The sequence below is a fragment of the Phenylobacterium sp. Root700 genome (assembly GCF_001429025.1).
In the GTDB taxonomy this organism is placed as follows: domain Bacteria; phylum Pseudomonadota; class Alphaproteobacteria; order Caulobacterales; family Caulobacteraceae; genus Phenylobacterium.
Window position 1 is genome coordinate 1 of the sequence record NZ_LMHT01000001.1, and the last position, 25,847, is coordinate 25,847.

The 25,847-nt window shown below is 66.8% G+C and carries 22 protein-coding genes; 9 read left to right on the plus strand and 13 right to left on the minus strand.

What is annotated here, in order from left to right:
- Nucleotides 1-664: 664 nt before the first annotated feature.
- From ASE02_RS00010 to ASE02_RS00030, 5 genes are all read right to left on the minus strand, one after another.
- On the minus strand, nucleotides 665-3,730 hold the full coding sequence (locus tag ASE02_RS00010) for an AAA family ATPase (RefSeq protein ID WP_056729928.1): 3,066 nt from the start codon (nucleotides 3,728-3,730) through the stop codon (nucleotides 665-667).
- Between the two features lies 1 nt (nucleotide 3,731).
- Nucleotides 3,732-4,883 carry an exonuclease SbcCD subunit D gene (locus tag ASE02_RS00015; RefSeq protein ID WP_056729929.1) on the minus strand — a complete coding sequence of 384 codons (1,152 nt, stop codon included), beginning with the start codon at nucleotides 4,881-4,883 and terminating at the stop codon, nucleotides 3,732-3,734.
- Between the two features lie 73 nt (nucleotides 4,884-4,956).
- Entirely contained in the window at nucleotides 4,957-7,269 is a 2,313-nt protein-coding gene (locus ASE02_RS00020) for an AAA family ATPase (protein ID WP_056729931.1), read from the minus strand.
- 297 nt (nucleotides 7,270-7,566) lie between these two features.
- Nucleotides 7,567-8,478 carry a HEPN domain-containing protein gene (locus ASE02_RS00025; protein WP_056729933.1) on the minus strand — a complete coding sequence of 304 codons (912 nt, stop codon included), beginning with the start codon at nucleotides 8,476-8,478 and terminating at the stop codon, nucleotides 7,567-7,569.
- 254 nt (nucleotides 8,479-8,732) lie between these two features.
- A complete protein-coding gene (locus tag ASE02_RS00030; RefSeq protein WP_056729936.1) occupies nucleotides 8,733-9,023 on the minus strand; it encodes a hypothetical protein in 291 nt (96 codons plus the stop codon).
- 876 nt (nucleotides 9,024-9,899) lie between these two features.
- On the opposite strand from ASE02_RS00030, the gene ASE02_RS00035 reads away from it, so the two are divergent.
- From ASE02_RS00035 to ASE02_RS00050, 4 genes are read left to right on the plus strand one after another with little or no spacing between them, the layout of a single operon-like run.
- Nucleotides 9,900-10,301 carry an MAPEG family protein gene (locus ASE02_RS00035; RefSeq protein ID WP_056729938.1) on the plus strand — a complete coding sequence of 134 codons (402 nt, stop codon included), beginning with the start codon at nucleotides 9,900-9,902 and terminating at the stop codon, nucleotides 10,299-10,301.
- A gap of 40 nt (nucleotides 10,302-10,341) precedes the next feature.
- Nucleotides 10,342-11,673, plus strand: a complete 1,332-nt coding sequence (locus ASE02_RS00040; protein WP_056730031.1) for a TldD/PmbA family protein — start codon at nucleotides 10,342-10,344, stop codon at nucleotides 11,671-11,673.
- The gene (locus ASE02_RS00045) at nucleotides 11,673-12,467 is read left to right on the plus strand and encodes a 3'(2'),5'-bisphosphate nucleotidase CysQ (protein WP_056729939.1); all 795 of its coding nucleotides are present in this window, start codon (nucleotides 11,673-11,675) and stop codon (nucleotides 12,465-12,467) included. The genes ASE02_RS00040 and ASE02_RS00045 overlap by 1 nt, the downstream gene beginning before the upstream one ends.
- A gap of 17 nt (nucleotides 12,468-12,484) precedes the next feature.
- The gene (locus tag ASE02_RS00050) at nucleotides 12,485-12,721 is read left to right on the plus strand and encodes a DUF4170 domain-containing protein (RefSeq protein WP_056729941.1); all 237 of its coding nucleotides are present in this window, start codon (nucleotides 12,485-12,487) and stop codon (nucleotides 12,719-12,721) included.
- 139 nt (nucleotides 12,722-12,860) lie between these two features.
- Here the strand turns inward: ASE02_RS00050 and ASE02_RS00055 are convergent, their stop codons facing one another.
- A complete protein-coding gene (locus ASE02_RS00055; protein ID WP_056729944.1) occupies nucleotides 12,861-13,526 on the minus strand; it encodes a beta-lactamase hydrolase domain-containing protein in 666 nt (221 codons plus the stop codon).
- 133 nt (nucleotides 13,527-13,659) lie between these two features.
- On the opposite strand from ASE02_RS00055, the gene ASE02_RS00060 reads away from it, so the two are divergent.
- Genes ASE02_RS00060 through lpxK form a run of 5 tightly spaced genes read left to right on the plus strand, consistent with a single transcriptional unit; the run spans nucleotide 13,660 to nucleotide 19,400 of the window.
- Nucleotides 13,660-15,432 (plus strand): ABC transporter ATP-binding protein, encoded by a 1,773-nt coding sequence (locus ASE02_RS00060; RefSeq protein ID WP_056729946.1) that lies wholly within the window; start codon nucleotides 13,660-13,662, stop codon nucleotides 15,430-15,432.
- Nucleotides 15,429-16,148 (plus strand): lysophospholipid acyltransferase family protein, encoded by a 720-nt coding sequence (locus tag ASE02_RS00065; protein WP_056729948.1) that lies wholly within the window; start codon nucleotides 15,429-15,431, stop codon nucleotides 16,146-16,148. Before ASE02_RS00060 ends, ASE02_RS00065 begins: the two co-directional genes overlap by 4 nt.
- 11 nt (nucleotides 16,149-16,159) lie before the next feature.
- Nucleotides 16,160-17,146, plus strand: coding sequence for a cation diffusion facilitator family transporter (locus tag ASE02_RS00070; protein WP_056729950.1), 987 nt, complete (start codon nucleotides 16,160-16,162; stop codon nucleotides 17,144-17,146).
- An 8-nt stretch (nucleotides 17,147-17,154) separates the two neighbouring features.
- Nucleotides 17,155-18,411 (plus strand): 3-deoxy-D-manno-octulosonic acid transferase, encoded by a 1,257-nt coding sequence (locus tag ASE02_RS00075; RefSeq protein ID WP_056729952.1) that lies wholly within the window; start codon nucleotides 17,155-17,157, stop codon nucleotides 18,409-18,411.
- A complete protein-coding gene (lpxK, locus tag ASE02_RS00080; RefSeq protein WP_056729954.1) occupies nucleotides 18,408-19,400 on the plus strand; it encodes a tetraacyldisaccharide 4'-kinase in 993 nt (330 codons plus the stop codon). The genes ASE02_RS00075 and lpxK overlap by 4 nt, the downstream gene beginning before the upstream one ends.
- Here the strand turns inward: lpxK and ASE02_RS00085 are convergent.
- The 7 genes from ASE02_RS00085 to ASE02_RS00115 all read right to left on the minus strand — a co-directional run bounded on the left by ASE02_RS00085 (nucleotide 19,397) and on the right by ASE02_RS00115 (nucleotide 25,787).
- Nucleotides 19,397-21,382: a transglycosylase domain-containing protein gene (locus ASE02_RS00085; protein ID WP_082601778.1), complete on the minus strand. Its 1,986-nt coding sequence runs from the start codon at nucleotides 21,380-21,382 to the stop codon at nucleotides 19,397-19,399. The two genes, lpxK and ASE02_RS00085, sit on opposite strands and share 4 nt — an antisense overlap.
- Before the next feature lie 74 nt (nucleotides 21,383-21,456).
- The gene (locus ASE02_RS00090; protein WP_056729957.1) at nucleotides 21,457-22,524 is read right to left on the minus strand and encodes a phosphotransferase; all 1,068 of its coding nucleotides are present in this window, start codon (nucleotides 22,522-22,524) and stop codon (nucleotides 21,457-21,459) included.
- A gap of 103 nt (nucleotides 22,525-22,627) precedes the next feature.
- Nucleotides 22,628-23,902 carry a phosphoribosylamine--glycine ligase gene (purD, locus tag ASE02_RS00095; RefSeq protein WP_056729959.1) on the minus strand — a complete coding sequence of 425 codons (1,275 nt, stop codon included), beginning with the start codon at nucleotides 23,900-23,902 and terminating at the stop codon, nucleotides 22,628-22,630.
- 32 nt (nucleotides 23,903-23,934) lie between these two features.
- Complete coding sequence (locus tag ASE02_RS00100; RefSeq protein WP_056729961.1) at nucleotides 23,935-24,408, minus strand: VOC family protein; 474 nt, start codon at nucleotides 24,406-24,408, stop codon at nucleotides 23,935-23,937.
- 48 nt (nucleotides 24,409-24,456) lie between these two features.
- Nucleotides 24,457-24,648 (minus strand): helix-turn-helix transcriptional regulator, encoded by a 192-nt coding sequence (locus ASE02_RS00105; protein ID WP_056729963.1) that lies wholly within the window; start codon nucleotides 24,646-24,648, stop codon nucleotides 24,457-24,459.
- A gap of 13 nt (nucleotides 24,649-24,661) precedes the next feature.
- On the minus strand, nucleotides 24,662-24,859 hold the full coding sequence (locus ASE02_RS00110; RefSeq protein WP_056729965.1) for a hypothetical protein: 198 nt from the start codon (nucleotides 24,857-24,859) through the stop codon (nucleotides 24,662-24,664).
- Between the two features lie 79 nt (nucleotides 24,860-24,938).
- Complete coding sequence (locus tag ASE02_RS00115) at nucleotides 24,939-25,787, minus strand: hypothetical protein (protein ID WP_156405857.1); 849 nt, start codon at nucleotides 25,785-25,787, stop codon at nucleotides 24,939-24,941.
- Nucleotides 25,788-25,847: the final 60 nt, after the last annotated feature.

Genomic DNA, 25,847 nt, shown 5'->3' on the forward strand with positions numbered 1-25,847 from the left:
CGGTAACTCGCCCCTACAGCCGGTCACGAGCGCGTCAGACCGCGGTGCTCACCGCATGCTTACCGACATGCCCTCGTCAATCGCGGCGATCACACGCTCGCGAAGATCCACTGACAGCGCCTTGCTCATCCATGCCGGCCTCCATCACCAGCACAGAGCTTGAATCACCCATTCGATGATTTGGGAATCCCGCGCGATTCAATCAGGTCGCAGAATGCTCTAGAGCTCAGCCCGGATACTACTCATGCCCCGGTCACCCGGCTTATATCCGGGCCGGGGAGCCTGAGAACCCTCATCGAGGATGACAGCTCCGCTGGCATCGTCCGTGTTCATGAGCTTCCAGCCAACCGCCTCTCCGCTTACACTGCCACCCCTGATCTGCCAGACCCGCATGACAAGATTTCCCTTGGTGGAGATTCCTACGGCGTGAACCTCCACGCACCGACTATATCCGCTGTACTGAAGCTCAAGGACTTTACCTTGGGCCAATGCGTCGCAGGCTGTATCCATCCACATGTTCGTTCCTCCCTCTATGGGAGACCATGGCGCAGCTTGTTGGAGAACGCGAATCCGAGGCGGTCAATTAGACAAGCCTGCGCCGCCTCCGCGGCCCGCGAACCGCTCCCGTCAAATCTACTGCCGCATTTCCGGTCATCGCCGCCCCCTAGATCCCGACCCGTTGGCTAATGACGCTGCCCTGCGGCTGGCGGACCACGTCGAAGCCCATGGGAATCTGCTCTTTCACGGCCTCGACGTGGCTTATGACGCCGACCGCGCGATCTTGCCCCACTAGGTCACGCAAAGTGTCGAGGGCGACATCTAGAGTCTCGTCGTCGAGGTGGCCGAACCCCTCATCGATGAAGATCGCGTCGAGTTTGACCCCGCCGGCTTCAGCTTGGACGACGTCTGAAAGCCCGAGTGCCAGCGACAGAGATGCGAGGAACCCCTCCCCGCCGGATAGCGTATGAGCGTCGCGCTTCTGATCGGTGTGGGCGTCGTAAACCTCGATATCCAATCCTGCCCTGGCACGGCCGTCGCCCCCCTCATACTTCCGCAACAGCGAGAACCGTGCGCGCGACATGCGCGCAAAGCGCTGGTTGGCCGCTTCGAGGACAAGGTCGAACGTCGCGGCGATGGCGAAATCGCGCAGGCGCAGGCGATGGGCATTTCGACCGTCGGTTAGCTGGGCCAGCTCACCCAGGACACGGTACCGCTCAGTGGCGTCAGCAAGTTCGGCGGCCAGGCGGGCAACAAGGGCGTTAGTGATTTGCAGTTGTGACAACCTCATCGTGGTCGTCGTGAGGAGCTCCTCAGCCTTGGTCAGGATCGCGTCGGCGTCCGCCAGCGCAGCCGAGCTGGCCTGCAGGTCAGGGCGCTCCAGACCAATGATGGCCGCCACTGCACGATCCTTCCGATCCTGCGCGGCGGCCAAGCCAGCGACGTAATCGGCGATCGTCCCGGTCAGCTCCTCGATATTGGGGATGTCTGCCTTGGCCGCCGCGTAAGCAGCATCGTCAAGCCCTGCGGTTGCCTTCGCGGCGACGAACGAAGCGCGCTGGGCGTCACGCGCCGTGGTCAACTCCTTCACCCGATCCTCGGCGTGATTGAGCCCCGAGCGTGCGGCCTGGGCGGCCTCGCTGGCGCGCCGCTCGTTCTCGACCGCCAGTTGGTGCGCATCGGTCAACTGGTCACGGTGATCGACCGCCGCCTGTAGGCGAAGGGTGACCGCCGCAGCGTCGCGCAGATCTTCAGGTACATCCGCGAGTGATGCCGCGAGGGCGGCCGCGGCCGACGTCGCGGTCTTGTCAGCCGCAACGTGCTGATCGCGGGCGGCGGCGAGCGCTGACGTTGTCGAGGCCAGCTGCAGTTTGGCGGTATCGACAGCCGCCTGGACAGCGGCCATGTCCGGGCCCGCATGCAGCGCTTCGAGTTCTTCTTCCGCGGCGAGGACATTCGCTGAGATCGCGGCGACATCCCACTCGGGCGCCTTCAACGCCGCCAAGGTCGTGACCGCTTGCGTCCATTCGCCGTCAGCCCTCGCCGCGACCTGTGCGGCCTGGCGTTCGTCTGCATCGGCGGCTTCTCGCGCGCTGCGGGCTTGTCGCCACGCGGCGTCAAGGCCGAGACCCTCTTCGGCCCCACCGGCTGGCCGAGGGTGCTCCTTCGCCCCACAGACCGGACATGGCGCCCCATCCTCGAGTTTGGCTGCCAGGTGCGCGGCTTGCGCCGAAGCCAGCGCCTCTTCGGCAGCAGATTCGGCCGTCCTGCAGGCAGCGAGCGCGTCGACCAGACGTTCATGGTTCGCCAAAGCGGCCGACCTTGCGGCGGCGAACTTGTCGACAGCGCCGGTGGCGCTCGCGAACTGAGCGGCGTGATCCCGCGCCTGCCTTAAGACCTGCAGAGCCCCATGGACCTGCGAGATCCGTAGCACCGTCTGCTGTCCGCCGATGAGCTCCGCGGTTGCCGCCGCATGCGCGTGCTCAGCGGCGTCATGGCCTTCCAAAGCCATATCGAGAGCGGCCTTCGCCTCAACAGCGGCATCCGACGAGCTGCGCGCCGCCTCTCGAAGCGGTTCGGCGCCGGCCACACGCTTTTTCAGGCCTTCGAGCTGGGTCACCGCCGCGATGGCGGCGTCCCGTTCGAGTTGACGCGTAGCGGAGGCCTGCAGGCCTCCGACGGCCTCCGAAAGTATGCGTGCCGCCTCACTCGCCTGGTCTGCTGCGAGGGTCCTGGCCGTCAGGCCGGCGATTAGATCATTCTCAGCCTCGTTGGCTCGATCATCGGCAGCGACAGAGGCCACAGCGCGCCCAGCGGCCATTTTTCGCAGCTTGAGGACGTCAGTCTCGGGCGCGCGCGCAAGGACGCCATTGAGGCCGTCCAGCGCCGCGTCGTGTTCTTTAAACCGATCCTGGATCTGCTGGGCCGCTTGCAGCATCACACGGGCCGTGTCCCGGACCGCGCGCGCAGCGTCGCGGCCCGCCGTCTGGTCGCCGGCATCGGCCATCAGGGTTTCGATCAGCGCCGTCAGCGCATCGGTGTCGGACACGGCATGGGCCTGCAGGTGTCCGTTGATCGCCGACCTGCCCGACTCAACTTCCTCACGCAGTACAGAGGCTTCGGCCTTCAGCCGTTCAACAAAGCGTTCGTAGAGGGAGACGTCGAACAACCCCCGCAGCACAGCAGAGCGCTGGTCGCTGGTCGCCGTCAACAGCTGGCGGAATTGTCCCTGAGGTAACAGCACCACCTGACGAAACTGGGCGGCGCTATAGTTCAAGATCGACCGCATTCGATCGGCCACGACCTCGACCTTGCGTTCCTCCATCACGACGCCGGGGTTTTCGACGTCGATGTCATCGACCTCAATGTCGGTCGCGTCGTACAGGGCGGCCCAGTGCTGGCGCTCGACAAGGGCATCGCCCCGTTTGCCTCGGACCGTCTGACGCGGCCGCCGCACGACATGATATCGCTTGGCGCCAACCTCGAAGATCAGGCTCACCTCGGTCTCAATATCGGGCGTGGCATGGTGCGAACGCAGGTCATCGCCCTGGCGCTCATGGCCCGAAGATTCTCCGAATAGGGAGAAGCAAACACCGTCAAGGATGGATGTCTTGCCCGCGCCGGTCGGCCCGTAGATCCCGAACAATCGAGCGCCTAACGCGGACCGGAAATCGACAGTTTGCGTGTCAGGGAACGGTCCAAAAGCCGTCAGGCTCATTTTGATCGGGCGCATGTCAGACCTCCTCACTCTGGAGGTCGGTCAGCGCTTCATAGATCATGCCGGTCTCGACGTTATCTGGCCCCCTCCCGCGCACCGCAGCGAGAAAGCTGGCCACCAGCTTCACCGGGTCCTGCCGATCAGCTGCGACGGCGGCGGCGCCCGGGCCGACAGCGGCGAGCCTATTCAGGCGTTCCAGTTGCAGCACATGGGGGTAGACCGCCCGCAACTGGCCGATTGCATCGATAAGTGCGCCTTCGTCGGTCAACACCGCCTTGATCAGAGCGCCCGCACCGAGCCCGTCAGGCGCGCGACCCGCCGCGACCAAGTCCGCCAACTTTCCCGTCACGACCCGCAGCGGACGGGGACTGACAAGCGGAAGCTCGGCCACCCGAGCGACGCCGCCGGCGTCGAGCTCTACCAGGCTCAGGCTTTTCACCTCATCAGCCTCGTCGAAGCCGAAGCCCATCCAGGAGCCGCTGTATCGGATGTGGGAGGCACCGGCCTCCTGCGCGCGATGCAGATGCCCCAGGGCGACGTAGGCCGCGCCGTCAAACATTGCTGACGGCACCGTCTCGATACCGCCCACCTGAGCCAAAGGCCGCTCGGTCTCTGTGATCCGTCCTCCTTCAACAAAGGCGTGGGCTGTGACAACCCAACGCGCACCCGGCGGAACATGCTGGCGGGCTTGCGCCAGTTGGGCGGAAAGGGCGTGGGCGGGACTGGCGATGCCGACATCTTCGAACGCCTCCCTCGCCGCGAAGATCTCGCAGTAGGGCAAGGCTGAGAACGCTACTGAGCCGTGCTCGTCGCTCAGGACCAAGGCGTGGGGGCGGTCTCGCAGAGGACCCCTGATCAAGACCCGTCGCGGGTCCTGCAAGGCCGAGTTGAAGCTAACGCGGTCGGGAGCGTCGTGATTACCCGCGATCGCCACGATCGCCGCGCCGGTCTCGGCATAAACGCGGGCCAGGAAATCGTTGAAGAGCTGAACCGCTTCTTTGCGCGGCACCGCTCGGTCGAAGAGGTCGCCCGCAATGATCAGCACGTCGACACGATGTTCGACAATTGCCGCAAGGACCTGATCGAGAAGTTCGGCTTGGTCGTCGAGGAGGCTCTCCTGCGCCAGCGTCCTGCCCAGATGCCAATCTGATGTGTGCAAGATCCGCATCTCGGCCAATCTCCTGTCTCGCAGGAAAACAAACAGGCGGTCGTCAGGAGAACCAAAGACCGCGTTTCATATCTTAAATTTGAGCGGGCTGGTGCGCTGGCGGGGCAACAACCGGCTTCCAGATTTTGCGAATAATATCCGCGTGTTCTTTGTCCGCGACCCTGATCATATCTAGGAGCGCCGTATTCATTTCTCGTACCTCCTCAATTGTCATGGGCGAAAGACCCATCAAATCATCGAGATTGTCCGAGTGAGATTCGACCTGGATCAGGCGCTCCAGGGCAATGATCCGCACCGTATCTAGCTGGGGATAGTCCTCGCAGATTTTGGTCAGCTTTTGCGCGAACGACCGAGTGTCCGGCACTTTGAAGGCCAGGAATACGTCGAGTACCCGGCGCATTGTGTTCGGCATCATGAACTGGTGCGGCGAATGGGCAGTGCCTGTGGCCTCGAACTCCAGAAGTTTGCTGCACAGGAACTGGTACTCAGAATCGTATTCCCGCAATAGCGCCGACATCGGGACGAGCTTGGACGACCGCAAGGTGCTGCCCTCGGCCACGGTCACGTCGAGGAACAGCAATGCGGCGTCTTTCTTCCAGCGGCGCCAGGCCTTTTTGAACTCGTTCATGCACTGCCAATTATGGGTCAGTACTATTAGCTGGCCGGCCCCCCTCAAGCGCAACAGCAGCAGAGTGCAGGCGTAGTTCAGCGCCTTGCTGTCGAGGCTGGAGATCGGATCGTCGATAACGATGATAAGGTCTTTGAGCGCCCGGCCATCCCCACCGAGCGTCGTCAGGAAATAGCAAAGTGCTATGGCGGTTTTCTCACCCTCGCTGGGCTGACCTTTGACCAGCTTGCCATGGCGGTGAAGCTCATATCCCTCCTTGGAGGCAACCACTGCAAGCTCACCATGGCCGAGGTAATTGTGAATAAGCTTGGTGATCGTTTCTGCCGCAGGGCCATGGGTCCGCACCTTAGCCCGGAGCGCCTCGATCTTGGTGTCGAGATCGGCCAGCCCTTTGTCTCGCGCCTCGAGAGCCTTGCTGGCTTCCTCGGCAGCACCTCGGGCTGCGGCAAAGGCAGCCTGCCCTTCGGCAAGCCAATGCTTCCGAAGGTCTTCCTTGGCCTTGGTCTGCCTGTCGTTAAAGTTCAGCGACGCCGTGTTGTGATCGGCGATCACGGCGTTCACGGCGTTCACGGCTGCATCTAGTGCCTCCACAATGGTGCCAACTCCCATCGTATTTGGCAAAGTGTGCTGGACGGACTGCGTCGGTGTCGTTTGCCGGTTAGCAAGTGTTTGCTGCGCCAGCATTACCAGCTTCGCCGCTCCGTCCGCCGCATGGCTGAGGGCTGTCAGGGCTTCTGTGTAGGCGGCCTGAAGTGACGGGTCGAGTTCAACGGCCTTTGGCCACATATCAGGACTGAGGACAGGTAACTCCGCAACATCGAGCGCTCCTTTCTTTGCAACCTCTAGGTCTGAAAGCAGCTTGGCTATCTTGTCGTCGAGCGCAGTCGCGAGCAGCGCCTTCCGTTCGGCAGTGAAGGCACTTCCGCAGAGGAGGCAGGACTTCAGGTCATGGTCCGCATGGTAGTCGTGGCCGTCCTTCAGCCAGGCGACCATCGAGGGGTGATTTTGGATCTCTTCAAGCATGGTCGCGCCGATGCTCATTTCCGCGAAACCGCGTGCGCTACCCACCAGTCCTGCGATCCGAAATGACTCCGCCGCGAGCAGCGGGACTTCTGGCAAGGGCGCGTTCAAGCGCGCGACCTCTTCTAGAGCGCTCAAGGCTTCGGGTGACAGGATATCCGTCGCTTCGTAAGCTACTTGTTCGTAATCCGCCTTGAGGTGATTGGCCTCATACTTGCGGCTCTGCATATTGAGGGACTGGTAGAGGACTTTGGCCCTGTCCCGGCAATGGTTGCCGAACGCCGTGGCCAATGTCTTGGCAACCTTTTCCTCCGTCACCCTAGACTGCTTTTGCCCCGGAACCGTTGCCTCGGCAGCTTTCAATTCCGCCGCTGAATCCGCCTGCTCCTGGCTGATATAGAAGATTGATGCCGCCCGGCCCGTTGACCATTGCAGGTTCTCTGCGACGAAATCGGCGTTGAAGACGCAAACCCGGGTTTCGAGGCCGGCGAGATTGTCCGGTGCGCCATAAGTTTTTCCGTCGCTCATCTCGAATTCGAAGCTGCAGTCCTCCGGGAGTTCGCGGTGCGCCTTGCCGGTCTGTAGGCAGCCGAAAATCCTGGACAGGGTGCTTTTGCCAGACCCGTTGAAGCCGTAGGCGAGGTTGACCTTGTCGAATTCAGGCCCCGCGTCCTTCGCAGTTTTGTTGGCAAGGATGCCCGCGCTCTTAAGCGCGCGGATCTTTTTTATGACCGTCATTTTCCCTCCGTGGGGATGGTCAGACGTAGCTTTTGATCGACCGACGTCCCCAGAAGAAGCTTAACAGCACTCGCGCCGGTAGAAAGGGTCATGCGTGCACTTGTTAGAGCCATGGACAACGGGGTTCCTCCGCTGACGGCTCGCCGTCAAAAGTCGATTTACCCGGCGCAAGGTCACGGTCCAGAAGCAGATGTTCCAAACTTCGCCTATGAGCCCGGCCACGACATGGCGACCGGCCTAGCTGTTACCGCCGAAGAGTGGACCTCCGGAATGACGGCTTAGAGCCCAAAGAGGAGTTTAGGGTGCCGATCGCAGCACGGCCAACCGCTCTTCACATATGGCCTTCACCAGGTCGTGCAGAACGCTAATGCGCTCACTCAGCCAGGCGAGTTCTTCCGAGCTGATCTTGTAGTGAGGCGAATATCGCGCATCGACATATGCCCGCCGCAACAGCTCGAAAGACCGTTGCTCGAACTTCGATTCACGCGGCCAAGCTGCGGTGAGCCGCATGTCGAGTTGCTCCCCCTGAGAACGTAAGAAGTTGAGACGATGGGACTTGGGGCTGTAGAGCGTCAGCACCAACAACAACGAGGCATACAGGCGCTCGGTGGCTTGGTGAAGATCGAAAGCCGCATACTTAGGTTCGTTGTCCGCGATGCTGTTTTGAGCACGCTGAACTGCATATTTCGCACTCGAAAGCCCTTCGTCGAAATATCCCTGCGCCTCAGCCAATGCTTCAGCCGGTTCCAGAACCTTAGGTCTCTCAAACAGATGGCCGGGAGCCTCATAGAGCGCGATCCCATCCTTGAGGATATCGGTGAAGAAGTACCGTCCTTGCCGCAGGCGCTTGTTCACGTCAGCCAGGCTGTGGACGATGAAATTGGCAGGGGCCGTGATCCGGTGGGCGAAAGCATACTCGCGCAGCAGATGGTCGTCGGCTTTGGCCCAGAACTCCAGAACGTCGGTGAGCTTCTCGTCGTTGACCACCACCAGCAGATCGTAATCGGAGACGTAGCCGCCTACCGGATCGTTCACCCAGTCGCCCCGGGCGTAGGAGCCGAACAGGACCACCTTGAGGATTTGACCCTGGCGCTTGTGGGTCGAGGTCCCCGCCGCGATGGCCGCCTCGAACTCAGCGAACAGGATCTCCACCACACGGGCTAACTCCCGGCGCTTGGCGTCTGGCAAATGATCCAGGCTCGTCTTCATGTCCCTATTTCCCGCGAACTAGCTACGGTTGCAAGCCGGACGCACCCACTCGCGAAGGCCTGCCCGAGCCTCCGCCAAGCGGCGCATCCAGCCGGGTCCTGAAACTTGTCCGTGCTAGATCGCCTCCGCGAAGGTTCGAGGCCGTTTCACCGCTTTTCGCGCGGCCGCGGTTGCGACGGGGCCAAGGACACCAGGCGAATCTCATGCAGCTGATTTCAGCGGGGTTCGAAAGCCGTGCCCCAAATGTGGCCAGTTCACCGCACGCTGGTAACGGCTTCCGCGCCGTAGCTCAGCTCCGCGACCCGGTCAGGGTCGGGCGTCCACAAGAGCCCGCCGGCGGCCTGCATATCGGCCAGCGCCTTCCGCTCGAGATGGCGGCGAAGGACTCCCAGCGCAGCCGCGACCTGTTCCTCGTCCGACGGCGGCGTCTGGACCTTCGTATGAACGCCGAGCCGAATGCCGATCAGCAGGGCAATAACCCCGACCGTAAGCAGACCGACGACGTAGCCGAGGGCAGCGGGGGAGATGAACTCAAGGCCTGCCATGGCGACTCTCCTGATGATGTCCTTCTAAACTTAGGGCGGCGTGAGCCTGGAACAACGATCGTGTGTGACGAGGAACGACTCACGACCAAGCGCAGAACCTCGCGAACATTCCTGCCCTCCCCCCTCGCCCAGGCGGTGTTGGGAGACTGATCGCAGATCGGGGGCGTTTCGCCCGGGCGGTTCAAACGGAGGAGCGGCTCAGCCGGCCGCCACGTGCAAGCCGGACGCGCTCGCTCGCAAGGGTTTGCCCGACCCATCTGGAGGAAAGGTTGTTTCACCGCTCTTCACCCAGCTGCAGCCGCCTTGGGCTGAGGCGCCAAGCGATTCTCGCGGCGCGATTTCGGAGACGTTCAAAAGCGGCGCCCCTAATCTGCCCCTAAGGTATTTTTTGGGGGGCCAGATTTCCGCTAAGTACTGGAGCGGGCGATGGGATTCGAACCCACGACATTCAGCTTGGGAAGCTGACGCTTACTGAGGATTTACCCGCAGTTGGGTGCCAAAGCTATCGACTGGCTCCCTCACGAGACTCGAGATGAACAGCGACGCTTCCCGCCATCCCAATTTGTATTCCGGTCATGCGGCCGAACGGCACCATGGGTCCAAGCGCCGTCTTCCTAGCGCCAACACCGGAAATTGCATCGTCGGCCGGAAGCGGACACTCATACCTACCCTCCTCTATTCCTGCGCTGAGCTGTTTCGCCGTCGCAGGAGCCTTGTCGCGCCTGAAGGCGGGATCTGCGAGGGCTCCAGCCAGACCCGCGCCTCAACTACCTGGCGGTCGTGACCAGCGACTTGGTCGCAGCCCAGCTCTTGCCCTTTTGGTGAATCCAAGCCCAACTGCGCGCCGTCGCGGGGGCGATAGAGGGACAATCTGACATGGACGCCGTCACATCCGGCCACGCTGCGGCGCTATGGGTCGGCCTGCATCTGATCTTGCTGCTGGTGCTGTCGCTGCTGGTCGTGCGCCAGCGCCAACGCCACAAGGTCGCGCTGGGCGACGGCGGGGTGCCCGAGCTGGCCCAGGCGATCCGCGCCTTTGGCAACGCCACCGAATATGTGCCCGCCGCCATGGTCGGGATCGCGGTGCTGGCGCTGGTCGATGCGCCGCCGCTGGCCATCCACCTGACGGGCCTCTTCCTGTTCGCCGGGCGGCTGCTGCACGGGTTTGGCCTGTCGCGCAGCGGCGGGACCTCGTTCGCCCGCGCCATCGGCATCACCCTGACCTGGCTGGCCTATGTGTTCGCCAGCGTCGCCCTGCTGTTCTACGCGATCGCCTAACGCGCTTGCCGCGCGCGCCGCATCCCGCCATATGGCCAGGATGGAAGAGAGCCTCTTAGCCGATGTCGTCGCCGCCGCGCTGAAAGCCGGGGCCGACGCTGCTGAAGCCGTGGGCGCCGAGCGGCGCGCGCTTGGGATCAATGTCCGCCTCGGCGAACTGGAAGAGGTGGAGCGCGAGGAAAGCCGCGATCTCGGCGTCCGGGTCTTCGTCGGCCAGCGCCAGGCGACGGTTTCCGGCTCCGACATCTCCGCTGAGGCCCGCGCCAAGCTGATCGAGCGCGCCGTGGCGATGGCCCGGCTGGCGCCCGAGGATCCCTATGGCGGCCTGGCCCCCAAGGACCGGCTGGCCCAGGGGCCGTTCGCCGACCTCGACCTCTACGATCCCACCGAGCCGACGCCGGAATCGCTGGAAGAGGTGGCCCGCATCGCCGAGGACGCCGCCCGCGCCATGCCGCGGATCACCAATTCCGAAGGCGGCTCGGCCTCGAACTCCTCCACCCATTGGCGGCTGGTCACCTCGGGCGGCTTCTCGGGCGTCTATCGCGCCTCGGGCTTCTCGGTCGGCGCCTCGGTCGTGGCCGGCGACGGCGAGGCGATGGAGAGCGGCTATGACGGCCGCTCCACCCGCTACCGCGCCGACCTGCCGGACGCCCACGCCATCGGCCAGGAGGCCGGCCGCCGCGCCGCCGCCCGGCTGGGCGCGCGCAAGATCGACTCCACCACCGCCGCGGTGATCTTCGAGAACCGCTCGGCCATGTCGTTGATCAGCCCGCTGATCGGGGCCATCGCCGGCCCGTCGATCGCGCGCGGCACCTCGTTCCTGAAGGACAAGCTGCACCAGCAGATCTTCGCCAAGGGCGTGAACATCACCGACAATCCGCACAAGCTGCGCGGGCTGGGTTCCTCGCCCTTCGACGACGAGGGCGTGGCCAACCGCGCCTGGTCGCTGATCGAGGACGGGGTGCTGACCACCTGGATCATGAACACCTCCTCGGCCAAGCAGCTTGGCCTGGAGACCACCGGCCACGCCTCGCGCGGGCTGGCTGGCGCGCCGGGCGTCTCGACCACCAACCTGACGCTGGAACCTGGAACCCGCACCCAGGCGGAACTGATGGCCGACGCCGGCCAGGGCCTGCTGATCACCTCGATGTTCGGCCCCTCGCTGAACGGCAACACCGGCGACTGGTCGGTGGGCTGCGCGGGCTTCTGGTTCGAGAACGGCGAGATGGCCTATCCGGTCGCCGAGATCACCGTGGCCGGCAACCTGATCGACATCTACGGCCGGCTCGTCCCGGGGTCTGATCTGGAATTCCGCGGCTCGGCGAACTCGCCGTCGCTGCTGGTCGACGGCCTGGCCATAGCCGGGCGCTGATGCAGGACAGGGCCGCCGACCTCCAGCTCATCATCGACGCGGCCCGCGAAGCCGGCGCGCTGGCCCAGCGGCTGCGCACCGCCGGCCTCGACGTTCAGTACAAGGAAGGCGACTCGCCGGTCACCAACGCCGACCTGGCGACCGACGCCCTGATCAAGGAACGGCTGACCACCGCGCGGCCGGACTATGGCTGGCTGTCGGAGGAGACCGCCGACAACCCCGCCCGCCGCAACCACCGGCGGCTGTTCGTGGTCGATCCGGTCGACGGCACCCGCGCCTTCATCAAGGATCGGCCCTGGTGGGCGGTCTCCATCGCCGTGGTCGAGGACGACCAACCCGTGGCCGGCGTGGTCTTCGCGCCCGACCTGGATGAGACCTATCATTCGACGGCCGGCGGCGGCGCCTGGCTGAACGGCGCAGCCATCCACGCCTCGCAGCGCGACGTGGTCGAGGGCTGCGGCATGGTCGGCGACGTCCGCATGTTCAGCCACCCCGCCTGGCCGACGCCCTGGCCGGAGATGCGCATCGAGGCGCGGAACTCGACCGCCTACCGGATGTGCGTGATCGCTTCGGGCGCCTTCGACGCGACCCTGGCCCTGGTTCCGAAGTTCGACTGGGACCTGGCCGCCGCCGATCTGATCGCGCGCGAGGCCGGCGCCTTCGTCGGCGACCATCTGGGCCGCCCGTTCTCCTATAACGGCCCAAAACCCGCGCAACCGAGCCTAGTATGTGCGGCGCCGCGTCTCGCCCCATTGATCCTGGAGCGCGTACGGCATATTGCCCTAACGAACTGAGCAATTTGGGGAATACCATGCCCGAGAAACAGCTTCTGCATCTCGTGATCGGCGGCGAACTGGAGGATCTGGAGCACAACCAGTTCCGCGACCTCTCCAAGATCGACCTGGTGGGCGCCTATGCCAGCCACGCCGAAGCCCTCGCCGTCTGGCGGCAGAAGGCCCAGGCCACGGTGGACAACGCGCTGATGCGTTACTTCATCATCCACGCCCACAAGTTGCTCGATCCCGGCAAGGACCCGCAGCAGGACTAAGCGCCCGCTTCAAGATCCTCCCCCGCTGGGGGAGGTGGCGCGCGCAGCGCGACGGAGGGGGCTCTCCGGCGAGGCCGAAGCCCCCTCAGTCAGCCATTCGGCTGACAGTTCCCCCAGAGGGGGAGCATCTGGCGCGGCGCTATTCCCGCTTCAGAATGCCTTCGGTCAGCAGCCGGCCCCACATCTGGGCGCGGAAATCGGCCTTGATGCCGGCCTCGTCGTAGGCGTCGCTCATCACCCAATCGAGGAAGCTCTGTCCCTTGGGTTCGCCCTCGGCCAGATAGCGCTCGAAGGTGTAGTCCAGCACCCCGGTCTTGCCTTGCTTCACATGCAGGTAGCGCAGGCTGAGCTGGTCCAGGGCATCGCGGATCGGCAGGCCCTTGCGGAAGTGCATGTAGAACACGCTCATGATGCCGGCCCGGTCCGCGCCCGACTTGCAGTGCATCAGGGCCGGATATTCGATGGTCTCGAACAGCTCCTTGGCGCCCAGCACGCGGGCGCGGCTCGGCACCTCGCGCGAGGTGATGGTGAAGTCGACCATCTTCAGGCCCAGGCGCTGGCAAGCGTCCTTCTCCAGCGCGTGGAAGCTGGCGTCGAACCCGCCGCGCAGGTTGATCACCGTCTTGATGCCGCGCTTCTTCCACTCGGCCAGCTGATGAGGCCAGGGCTGGTTGGTGCGCACCAGCTCGTCGCTGATCCAATGGGCGTTGGAGAAGCCCAGGCGCAGATAGGCGTGATCCTTCCAGAGATAATCCAGATAGGTCGAGATGCGCCCCTTGGGCGTGGATAGGTCGAAATCGGCCAAGAGGGCTTCCTGTGTGAGGCGCCTAGATATGCGTTTCGCGCGCCCGGCGAAAGCGCGGTGCGTCGATCAGGCCGCCATGACCCAGCAAGACGTCGTCTTGACTTCCCCGTCCCGACAGCCGACCCCAGGAGCGATGAGCGAGCCCGCCGCCGAACTTTCCACCCGCGCCGTGATCGGCCGGATCGCGCGCGTCTATATGGCGCCGCGCTGGAAGGGCTGGAGCGTGGCGATGATCGCCGCCATCTGCGTCGCCTATCTGAGCGCCAGCCTGATCCAGATCCTGGAGCCGGCGATCAACGACCTGCTGGTCAATCACAAGCCTGGAACCCTGCTGGCCGTGCCGCTGACCATCGCTGGCCTGGCGCTGGCGCGGGGCCTGGCCCAGGTGATCCAGGCGACCCAGGTCAACCGCATCGGCAACGAGGTGGTCGGCCAGGTCCAGGTGCAGCTGTTCGGCAAGCTGGTCCGCGCCGACCTGGCCCGGCTGCGCGCCGGCCATTCCGGGTCCTTCGTGTCCTCGGTGCTCTACGACGCCGGCCTCATCCGCGAGGCGGCGACCTCGGGCGTGATCAATTACACCCAGCACCTGCTGACCGTGATCGGCGCGATCGTCGTGATGGTCGGCAATGACGCCATGCTGTCCCTGACCCTGGTGGTGGCCGCGCCGCTGTCGACCGCGATCATGCGCCGGTTCTCCAAGCGCACCGTGAAGGCCACCAAGGGCGCGATGGTCGAGACCTCGGCGCTCTCGACCGCGATCATGGAAAGCCTGGACGGCGTCCGGGTCGTGAAGATCGAGAACCGCGAAGCCTATGAGGAAAACCGCGTCGCCGAGGTGGTCACGCGCCGCCAGAAGCACCTGGTGAAGGGCGCCAACGCCCGCGCCCGCGCCGCGCCGGCCACCGAGACCCTGATGACCCTGATCACCGCCGGCGTCATCGCCTATGCCGGCTGGCGCTCACAGTCGGGGGGCATGAACGTCGGGGCTTTCGTCGCCTTCATCGGCGCACTGGGCCTGGCCTCGCAGTCGCTGCGCCAGCTCGCCAATCTGCAGACGGTGATGGCCGAGGGTTTCTCGGCCGCGCGCCGCCTGTTCACCGATCTGGACGTCGAGCCCGAGGTCCGCGAGCGGCCGGGCGCCAAGGCCCTGCCCAAGGGCGAGGCGACCATCCGCTTCGAGAACGTCGGCTTCAGCTACGGGACCGACGGCCCGCCGGCCCTGCAAGGCGTGACCTTCGAGGTGCATCGCGGCGAGACCGTCGCCCTGGTCGGCCCCTCGGGCGGCGGCAAGAGCACGATCCTGAACCTGATCCCGCGCTTCTATGACGCCACCACCGGCGCCGTGACCATCGACGGGACCGACGTGCGCGACGTGACCCTGGCCTCGCTGCGTCACCAGATCGCCCTGGTCACCCAGGAGCCGTTCCTGTTCGACGAGAGCATCCGCGCCAACATCGCCTACGCCCGGCCCGACGCCTCGGACGATGAGATCATCGAGGCCGCCAAGGCCGCGGCCGCGCACGAGTTCATCCAGGCCCTGCCCGACGGCTACGCCACCCTGGTCGGCGAGGCCGGAGCCCGCCTGTCGGGCGGCCAGCGCCAGCGCATCGCCATCGCCCGCGCCTTCCTGAAGGACGCGCCGATCCTGCTGCTGGACGAGGCCACCAGCGCGCTGGACACCGAGAGCGAGGCCCAGGTCCAGGCGGCGTTGTCGCGGCTGATGGCCGGACGCACCACCATCCTGATCGCCCACCGGCTCTCCACCGTTCGCGGCGCCGACCGCATCTATGTGATCGAAAAGGGCCAGGTCGTGGAGACCGGCGACCACGACTCCCTCGTCAAGGCGCGGGGCCTCTACGCCCGCCTGGCCCAGAGCCAGGACCTGGAGGCGGAGACCGCAGCTTGAAGAAACTGCTGAGAAACCCTGGCGTCCAGGCGTTCCTGGGCTGGGCGCTGTGGGCGCACCTGGCGACCACCCGCCGCACCCGCCGCTGGCGGCATGAGAACGTGGCGTGCGTCGAGCCGGTGCTGACCACCGGCGTCCCGGCCATCGCGCTCTTCTGGCACGGACGCATCCCGATCTGCCTTGGCCTGGCCGAGATCTGGTGGCGGCGCACCAAGCTGCGCTGCATGGTCTCGCCCTCGTCGGACGGCGAATTCGTCGCCCAGGCCCTGGCCCGCGCCAAATTCCCGGCGATCCGCACATCCTCGGCCAAGAAGGGCGACTCCGCCAAGGCCCGCGCCGCCCTCGCCGCGATCCGCGAGGCCATCGCCTGGGTCAAGGACGGCGGCGTGCTGATCGTCACCCCCGACGGCCCTCGCGGTCCCAACGAGGTGATCGCGCCGGGCGCGTTGCAGATCGCCAAGCGCACCGGCGCGCCGATCTACCTGATGGGGGTGGCCGTCTCGCCGGTCATCGTGCTCGACACCTGGGACAAGGTGCGGCTGGGCTTGCCCTTCGGACGCGGCGCCACGGTCTGGGACGGCCCCTACTACGTGCCCGCCGACGCCGACGACGACGCCATCGCCGCCCTGGTCGAGGACCTGTCGGCCAAGCTCACGGCGACCAACCGCCGGGCCGACGCGCTGGTCGGACACGTTGATCCCGCCGCCGGGCGGTGACACATAGGGTCATGGGTCAAGACCACGACGGGCAGCACCATCACGGCCACGACCATGACCACGATCATGGCGCGCACGCCCATGCGCATGGTCACGCCCATGGACCGGGCGGCCACAGCCACGCCCCCAAGGATTTCGGCCGCGCCTTCGCCATCGGCGTAGGCCTGAACTTCGCCTTCGTCCTGGCCGAGACCGGGGTCGGCCTCTGGTCGGGTTCGCTGGCCCTGCTGGCCGACGCCGGCCACAATCTCTCCGACGTGCTCAGCCTGCTGCTGGCCTGGGGCGCGACGGTGCTGGCCAAGTCCGCCCCGACCTCGCGGCGCACCTATGGCCTGCGCAAGGCGACGATCCTCGCCTCGCTGGCCAACGCCGTATTGCTGCTGGTCGCCGTGGGCGTGATCGTTTCCGAGGCGATCCACCGCTTCAGCGAACCGACCTCCATCGCCACCTGGCCGGTGATGATCGTCGCCGCCATCGGCGTGGTCATCAACACCGCCACCGCCCTGATGTTCATGAAGGGCCATGAGGACCTGAACATCCGCGGGGCCTTCCTGCACATGGCCGCCGACGCGGCGGTGTCGCTGGCCGTGGTGATCGGCGCGGGGATCATCGCCCTGACCAGCCTGTTCTGGATCGACCCGGCGCTCAGCCTGCTGATCGCCGCCGTCATCGTCATCGGCACCTGGAGCCTGCTGCGCGACTCCGTCGACCTGGTGCTGGACGCCGCGCCCAAAGGCGTCGACGTCGAGGCCGTCCGCGCCTGGCTGCTGGCCCAGCCCGGCGTGACCGAGGTCCATGACCTGCACATCTGGGCCATGAGCACCACCGAGACCGCGCTCACCGCCCACGTCACCCGCCCGCAGAACGAGGACGGCGACAACTTCCTGCACGCGACCTGCGAGGGCCTGGCGGCGAAGTTCTCCATCGGCCACTCCACCCTGCAGGTCGAGGTCGGCCAGGCCGAGCATTGCCGGCTCGTCCACGCTCACGCGATCTGAGCCGCGCCTTGCGCCCCCTCTCCCTCGCGCTCTACGCCGCCGCGACGCGGCTCGCCGAACCTCTGGCGCCTGGCCTGCTCGCCCGCCGCGCGGCGCGGGGCAAGGAAGATCCCGCCCGCGTCGGCGAGCGCCTGGGTCACGCCAGCGCGCCGCGCCCGCCTGGCCCGCTGGTCTGGCTGCACGGGGTCAGCGTCGGCGAGAGCCTCTCGCTCCTGCCGCTGGCCCAGGCCCTGGCCGCGCCGGGTCGGACGCTGCTGGTGACCTCGGGCACCCGGACCTCCGCCGAGCTCCTGGCCACGCGCCTGCCGCCGGGCGTGATCCATCAATATGCCCCGGTCGATACGCCGGCCTCCGTGCGCCGGTTCCTGAACCACTGGCGGCCTGACGCCAGCGTCCTGGTCGAGAGCGAGCTGTGGCCAAACCTGATCCTGGCGGCCAAGGCGCGGGGCGTGAAACTGGCCCTGGTCTCGGCCCGGATGACCCAGGCCAGCGCCGACGGCTGGGCGCGGGCGCCCGGCGCGGCGCGGGCGCTGCTTTCCGCCTTCGACCTGATCCTGCCGCAGGAGGCGCAGACTGACGCCCGCCTCACCAAGCTGGGCGCCACGACCGGGCCGCGCCTGAACCTGAAGCTGGTGGGCGAGGCCCTGCCCTTCGACGCCGCCGAGCTGGCCAAGCTGAAGACCGCCATCGGTCCGCGCAAGGTGGTGCTCGCGGCCAGCACCCATCCCGGCGAGGACGAGATCGTCGCGTCGGCCTTCCGCGCCGCGCAGACGGGCGCCCTGCTGATCATTGCACCGCGCCATCCTGATCGCGGCGAGGCGGTCGCCAGCCTGCTGGCGAGCCAGGGCTTCAACACCGCCCGGCGCGGCGCGGAGCAATCGCCCACCCCCGACACCCAGGCCTATGTCGCCGACACCCTGGGCGAGATGGGACTGTTCTTCCGCGTCGCCGACGTCGCGGTGATGGGCGGCAGCTATGTTCCCTGCGTCGGCGGCCACAATCCGCTGGAGCCCGCGCGGCTGGGCGTGGCCATCGTCACCGGCCCGCACGCCTTCAACGCCGCGGCGATCTACGCCGAGATGTTCATCGAGGTCGCCGCCCTCGAAACCCCCGACGCAGCGACCCTGACCCGCGACCTGCGCGGCCTGCTCAACCAGCCGCTGGTCGCCCGGCGGATCGGGCAGGCGGCGCTGACCTACGCCGAGCGCCAAGGCGCGGCGCTGGACGAGGCGCTGGCCCTACTCAAACCCTTGCTGCCCGCATGAAGCTCTCAACCCCCCGCTGGTGGTATGTGCGCGAAGGCGCGCCTGCCCCCGTCACCCGCATCCTGCTCAAGCCCGTCTCCTGGATCTGGGCGGCGGTGACGGCGCGCAAGATCGCGCGCGCCGTTCCGGTCGATCCCGGCGTCCCGGTGATCTGCGTCGGCAACCTGACGGTCGGCGGCACGGGCAAGACGCCAGTGGTCCGCGAACTGCTGCGCCGCCTGCCGAACGCCCATGGCCTCTCGCGCGGTTACGGCGGCTCCGAACCGGGGCCCCTACGGGTCGACGCCCGCGTCCAAAGCGCCCGCGAGGTCGGCGATGAGCCGCTGATGTTGGCGGGCGAGGCGCCGATCTGGATCGCCCGCGACCGCGTGGCCGGCGCCCAGGCCGCGGCGAAGGCCGGCGCCAAGGTGATCGTCATGGACGACGGCCACCAGAACCCCAGTCTGAAAAAGACCCTGACCTTCGTGGTCGTCGATGGCGAGACGCGCGACGACATCTGGCCGCTGGGCGACGGCTCGGTCTTCCCGGCTGGGCCGCTGCGCGAGCCGTTGGCCGTGGGCCTGGCGCGGGCCGACGCGGTGATCCTGATGCTGCCCGCCGACTTGGCCGAGCCCGATCCGGCCCTGATCAGGGCGCTGATCAGCAAGCCCATCCTGGTCGCCCGGCTCGATCCCGCCGCGCCGCCGCCACCTGGCCCCCAGGTAGGCTTCGCCGGCATCGGCATGCCCTGGAAGGTCGAGCGGGCGCTGAAGGCGGCCGGCTGCGACCTGGTCGACTTCGCCAACTTCCCCGACCACTTCGCCTATGACGAGGCGACGCTGAAGATGCTGGCCGACCGCGCAGAGCAGTTCGGCGCGGGTCTGGTCACCACCGAAAAGGACTGGGTGCGCCTGCCCGCCGCCTGGCGCGAACGGGTGCACGCCTGGCCGGTCCGCGCCGTCTTCGAGGACGAGGCGGTGCTGCGCCGGATGCTCGCGCCGTTCGGCTAGAAGGGCGGCTGGGCGGCGGCCGGCGCGGCCGGTTGCGCCGCTTCGGCGGGCTGAGCCGGAGCTGCGGACGTTCCGGCCGGCGGCGTCGCGCCGTCAACCGGCGGAACCGCGCCATCGACCGGCGGCGCCGCCAAGGGATCGACCGCCTCGACCGCGACCGGAGGCGGCGCCACCGGCGCCATGCCGATCCGCTTACCGTTCACCCGGACCACGCCCTTGCTCATGGCGTAGCGGGCGAAGTCGCGCCAGATCTCGGCCGGCAGGCCCGCGCCGGCCACGCCGTTCATGGGGCTGTTGTCGTCGTTGCCGACCCAGACCCCAATGACCATGTCGCCGACGAAGCCGACGAACAGCGCGTCGCGATAGTCCTGGGTGGTGCCAGTCTTGCCGTAGGCGTAGGGCGAGACATTGGCCGTGTTGCCGGTGCCGAAGGTCACTGCCGCGCGCAGAAGGTCGAGCAGGCCGTCACGCTCGGCGCGCGGCAGTTGCCGGGCCGGGGCGACGCGCACCTGCGGCACGCCATAGGGCGTGACCGGCGCCTGCCCTGCCGCCACGCCCGCATAGGCCGAGGTGAGGTCGAGCAAGGTCATCGGCGCGGTGCCGAGCGCCAGGGTCAGGTCCGGCGGGAAGTCGGCGCGCACGCCCATGTCCTGGGCGGCGCGGACGATCTGGGCGCGGCCGACCTGCTGGGCCAGCCGCACGGCCGCAACGTTCGACGACCCGGCGAAGGCGTTGCGCAGGTGGATCTCGCGATTGGCGTAGTGGCCCTCGTGGTTCTTCGGCGACCAGTCGCCGATGGTCACCGGCGCGTCGAGGATCAGGCTGTCGGGGGTCATGCCGCTGCGCAGCGCCGCCTGGTAGACGAACAGCTTGAACGCCGATCCCGGCTGGCGCTGGGCGTCGGAGACCCGGTTGAACTGGCTGGTCTTGTAGTTATCGCCCCCCACCATCACCAGGACCCGGCCGTCCGGCCGCATCGCGACCAGCGCCGCCTGGGTGGCGTGGAGGTAGCCGCCATGCCGCTTGAGCGCCTGGCTGACGATGGTCTCGGCGCGCTCCTGCAGCACCGAGTCCAAGGTGGTCGGCACCAGCACCTCGCCATAGGCGCTCTCGAAGGCGCGGCGGGCCTGAGGCGACACCCAGTCGGCGAAATAGGTCCCGACCGGCAGTTTTTCGCGGCCTTCGCGGACCCGGATCGTGCGGTTCGCGCGGGCCTGTTGCGGGGTGATGGCCCCGACCTCGACCATGGTGGCCAGCACGACGCGGGCGCGTTCGCGGGCGGCAGGCAGGTCTTCGGTGGGCGCCAACCTGGAGGGCGCCTTGACCATCCCGGCCAGCATCGCCGCTTCGCCGATGCTCAGCGTCTCGGGCGTCTTGTCGAAATAGTGCCGGGCCGCGGCGCGCAGGCCAAACACCCCGTCGCCAAAATAGACCGTCGACAGATAGCGCGAGAGGATTTCGTCCTTGGTGAGCCGGGCTTCCAGATAGAGCGCGATCAGGGCTTCCTGGGCCTTGCGGCGCAGGCTGCGCTGGTTGCTCAAGAACGCGTTCTTGGCCAGCTGCTGGGTGATCGTCGAGCCGCCCTGCTGGACCTCGCCCTCGCCGACATTGCGCTGCAGAGCCCGCGCGATGGCCCGGAAATCGAGACCGATGTGGCTGTAGAACCGTCGATCCTCGATGGCCACGAAGGCGCCGGGAACGTGTTTGGGCAGCTTGGTCACATCGACCGGCTGCTCCTTGTAGGAGCCTCGCCGGGCGAAGGGTTTGCCGTCGGCGCTGACCAGGATCAGCGTCGGATTAGCCAGGGGCTCCAGCGCGCGGCCCAGCGGCAGCGACCAGACCATGAAGACGATCAGGGCGATAAGCGCCAGCACCGCGCCGCCGGCGACCTGCCAGAGGCGGCGACGCCAGAACGGCGGCTTGGCGATGGCCGCGCCCATCGGCGCGCGCACGGTCTCAGGTGCGCCGGTAGGGTCGGTCATGGACTTGCGTACTCGGACGTTGGCGGCGGGTCAGAGGCCCTCTTGGCCCTCATCGCACGCCGCCGCGCCGGTTTCTAGGCCCCGGCCTTCTGGGCGTAGACCCAGGCCGACTTCGCCAGCAACGGCACGCGTTCGGCCATGGCGGCCGCCTGCGGGCTGTTGGCGGTGCCGTCGCGCACCCGCCCGACGATCCCCTGGCAGATCCCGGCCAGCCGGAACATGTTGTAGGAGAAGAACCAGTCGAGGTCGTGCAGGCCGGTCCGGCCGGTCAGACGGCAATATTCGGCGACATACTCGTCGACGCTCGGGATGCCGTGCGCCTTCAGGTCGGGGATCTGGGCGATCGCGCCGTTCACCCAGTTCATCAGCAGGTAGGTGAAGTCGGCCAGCGGCTCGCCCAGGGTCGACAGCTCCCAGTCGAGCACGGCGATGACGCGCGGCTCGGTCGGATGCAGGACCATGTTGTCGAGGCGGTAGTCGCCATGGACGACGGAGGTGCGTTCCTGGGCCGGCAGGCTCTTGGGGAGCCATTCGATCAGGCGGTCCATCTCCTCAAGGTGCTCGGTCTCGGAGGCCTTGTACTGCTTGGTCCAGCGGTCGACTTGCCGGCCCATATAGTTGCCGGGCTTGCCGTAATCGCCGAGGCCGATGGCCTCGTGATCGGTGTTGTGCAGGTCGGCCAGGGTCTTGAGCTTGGCCATGAAGATGGCGTGGCGCTCGGCCGGCTCATACTGCGGCAGCTGCTGGTCCCAGAGGATGCGGCCCTCGACCATGTCCATCACGTAGAACATCGTGCCGATGACGCTGTCGTCGGTGCAGAGGCCGTAGGAGCGCGCCACCGGGAAGCCGGTCGGATAGAGCGCCGAGATCACCTTGTATTCACGGTCGACCGCGTGGGCCGAGGGCAGCAGCTTGCCCGGCGGCTTGCGACGCAGGACGTACTTCTTGCCCGGGGTGACCAGCTGATAGGTCGGGTTGGACTGTCCGCCCTTGAACTGGCGCACCTCCAGGGGACCGGCATAGCCTTCGACATTGGCCTGCATCCAGGCGGCAAGCGCGGCTTCGTCGAAGCGATGGCTCTCGGCGACCTCTTTGGTGCCGCTGTTCAGCTGCTCGCGCTGTTGCTCCGCGGTGTCGGCCATGACGCTCCCCTTAAGTCTCGTACAGTTGTTTGAACCACCATACCGAGGCCCCCGCCCTATGAGCAAGGCGTCACGCCCAGGAATGCAGGGCGCCGCGGAGAGCCTAGCGAGGGGTCAGGGCCCGCCAACCGATGTCCGTACGGTGGAAACCGCCTGGCCAATCGATCCTGGCGATCGCCCCATAGGCCTTGTCGCGGGCTTCCTGCAGGGTCGCGCCGCGCGCGCAGACGTTCAGGACGCGACCACCTGCCGCACGCAATACGCCGTCCGGGTCGCGCGAGGTGCCGGCGTGGAAGACCACGACGTCCTCGCCGAAGTCCTGCTCGGCGCCGCGGATGATCGAGCCGCCCACCGGGCTTTCCGGATAACCGTCGGCGGCCAGGACCACGCAGATCGCCGCCTCGTCGCGCCAGACCGGCGCGGGAAGCTGGGCCAGCGTGCCGTTCGCGCAGGCAACCAGGTAGGGCACCAGATCGCTCTCCAGCCGCAGCATCAGCACCTGGCATTCGGGATCGCCGAAGCGGACATTGAACTCGACCAGCTTGGGGCCGTCCTTGGTGGCCATCAGCTCGACGAACAGCACGCCCTTGTAGGGCGCGCCCTCCGAAGCGATCCCGGCGAAGGCGCGTTCGGCCAGCCGCAGCCGGGTCTGTTCGATCAGCTCGGGCGTGAAGACCGGGGCTGGCGAATAGGTGCCCATGCCGCCGGTGTTGGGGCCGATCTCGCCGTCATAGGCGCGCTTATGGTCCTGGGCCGAACCGAAGACGATGGAGTCCTTGCCGTCGCACAGCGCGAACAGCGAACCGATCTCGCCCTCGAGGAACTCCTCGATCACCACCCGCGCCCCGGCCGCGCCGTACCGGCCGCCCAGCGCGTCGTCGATGGCCGCCTCGGCCTCGGCCCGGTCCTGGGCGATGACCACGCCCTTGCCGGCGGCCAGACCGTCGGCCTTGATCACATAGGGCGGCTGGAAGGCGGCCAGCGCCGTCTTGGCCTCATCGGCGGTGTCGCAGACCTTGTAAGCCGAGGTCGGCAGGCCGTGGCGGTCGGTGAAGGCCTTGGTGAAGGCCTTCGAGGATTCCAGCTTTCCGGCGGCGGCCACCGGGCCGAAGCAGGGAATGGCTGCTGCGTTCAACGCGTCGGCGAGGCCGGCCTCGACCGAGACCTCGGGGCCGATCACCACCAGATCGGCGGCGATCTCCTGGGCCAACGCCACCAGGGCTGGAACGTCGGTGGCCTTGAGCGCCCGCAGTTCACCTAGCGAGGCCATGCCGGGATTGCCCGGGGCGATGACCAGACGCTTCACCAGCGGCGAGGCCGCGATCTTCCAGGCCAGGGCGTGTTCGCGCCCGCCCGAGCCGACGAGGAGAATGTTCATGGCCCCGCCTTTGGCGCGCGCAGGCGCGGCGGTCAAGGATCGGGAGCCAGGCGCGAGCCCAGCCATCGCTCGACGACCGTGACGGCGCGCTCCGAGGCCGCGGCCTGCGGCCGGCTCGGCGGGGCCGTGACCTCCAGCACCACGCCGTCGGGATCCTCGAAATAGATCGACTGTTGGGCGCCATGGTCCTCTTCCCAGAACCCGACCTCGGCCGCCCGCAACCTGGCCCGCCAGCCGGCGAGTTCGGCGACGGCGTCCACCCCCATCGCGTAGTGGCGCACGTCATGGGGCAGATCGCGATAGCTGGGGGCCGGAGCGCCTCTCAGCTCCACCAGCACGATCTCTCCGCCGCCCGGCACGGCGAAGATCATCATCAGCCAGGGGTAATCGCCCCAGTCGTCGCCTTCATGCGCCTCGACCAGCGGCAGTCCCACCACGTCGCGATAGAAGGCCAGGCTCGCCCCGGCGTCACGCACCGGGAACACCACATGGTCCAGCTTGAGCATGCGACCTCTCCCTTCAGGGAGCGGGCAACATATCACCGTTCGGAGGGGTCAGGCGTCCGTGAAGATCGCGTCGATGGGCATGTCGAACAACCGGGCGATCTTGAACGCCAGCGGCAGGCTGGGATCGTACTTGCCGGTCTCGATGGCGTTGATGCTCTGGCGGGAGACGTCGAGGCGTTCGGCCAACTCGGCCTGGCTCCAGCCACGCTCGGCGCGCAGACCCTTGAGGCGGTTTTTCATCAGGTCGCCACGCCTAACGTCCCCAGAAGCTCCAGCCCAGATCGGCCATGGCCCCGGCGACCTTGAGCACCGGCAAGTTCAGCAGGGTCAGCGGCTCGACCGCCGCGCTGCGCCAGGCCAGGACCGCGCCGCCGGCGAAGAACAACATCAGGCAAACCAGCGGCAGCAGAAAGCCGGCGCGGATCGTCCATCTGTCGCGACGCGGCGTCATGCCTAGCTCCCCAGTCGATATGACAAGGAAACACGACATCGATCAAAATGTCAAGCGACCATGACACCCGTAGCGACCGTCAGTCGGCCCAAAAGCCGTGCGCCGCAAGCCCGACAAGCGCCCGACAGGTGATCTCTCCGGCCCACTCTTGATGGGCCTTCACGTGCCAGGGCTCCCATCCCGGCCGCCACCCGCCGTCATCGCCCTGCGCCGCGATCAGTCGCGCCGCCTGGCGGGCGACACCATCGCGAACGAGCTCGTAGCCGAAGGAGGACGGGGTCGGCGCGATACGCATGAGATTCAGGTGCGGATCGTCAGGGTCGGCCGCCACAAGCGACGCAGGCAATCGCCGTTCCAGAAAGTCGCGAACGTCGGCGGGCAGCGCCTTGGTGTGGATCAGGCGCATGCAGCAATAGAGCTCGTAGGCGCTGTCGAGGCGACCAACACGGTCGAGCGCCTCCAGCACGGTCGATGTCACGCCCTGCAGAACTTCGCCCGGCACATCGGCCCGATAATCGTAGAGATAGCCGAGCAACTCAGCGGTCGGGTTGAAGACATAGCCTCTGAAGCGGTCGAGGCCGGGCGCCCACCACGGCGCGTGCGGCCCCTCGTCCACACGCGCATCGACCGCCGGCCAGACCCACGCCGTCCGATCTACAGTCCGCACCAGATAGTCGATCGCCTTTTGCACCATGGGTAGATCGGCAGGCGCATCGATCGCCCGAAGATATTGAAAGGCGATGCTCGTGCCGATGGCGCTGGGCGCGGGCGAGCGGATATCGGGCTCTATGGCGTTTCCAAAGCCGCCTTCCGGCGTCTGATAGCGCTCAAGCTCGCCAATGACCCGGTCAAAGGCGGTCTCGTCCCCGCCGCTCGGCGACATGTAGTCGAGGTATGCGCGGTCCAATGGCCGCGCATTGGCCCGCACGAAGGCCCGCGCCCGCTCGATCGCCGCCTTCGAAATCGACGCTGGCATCTCTGCTCCCTT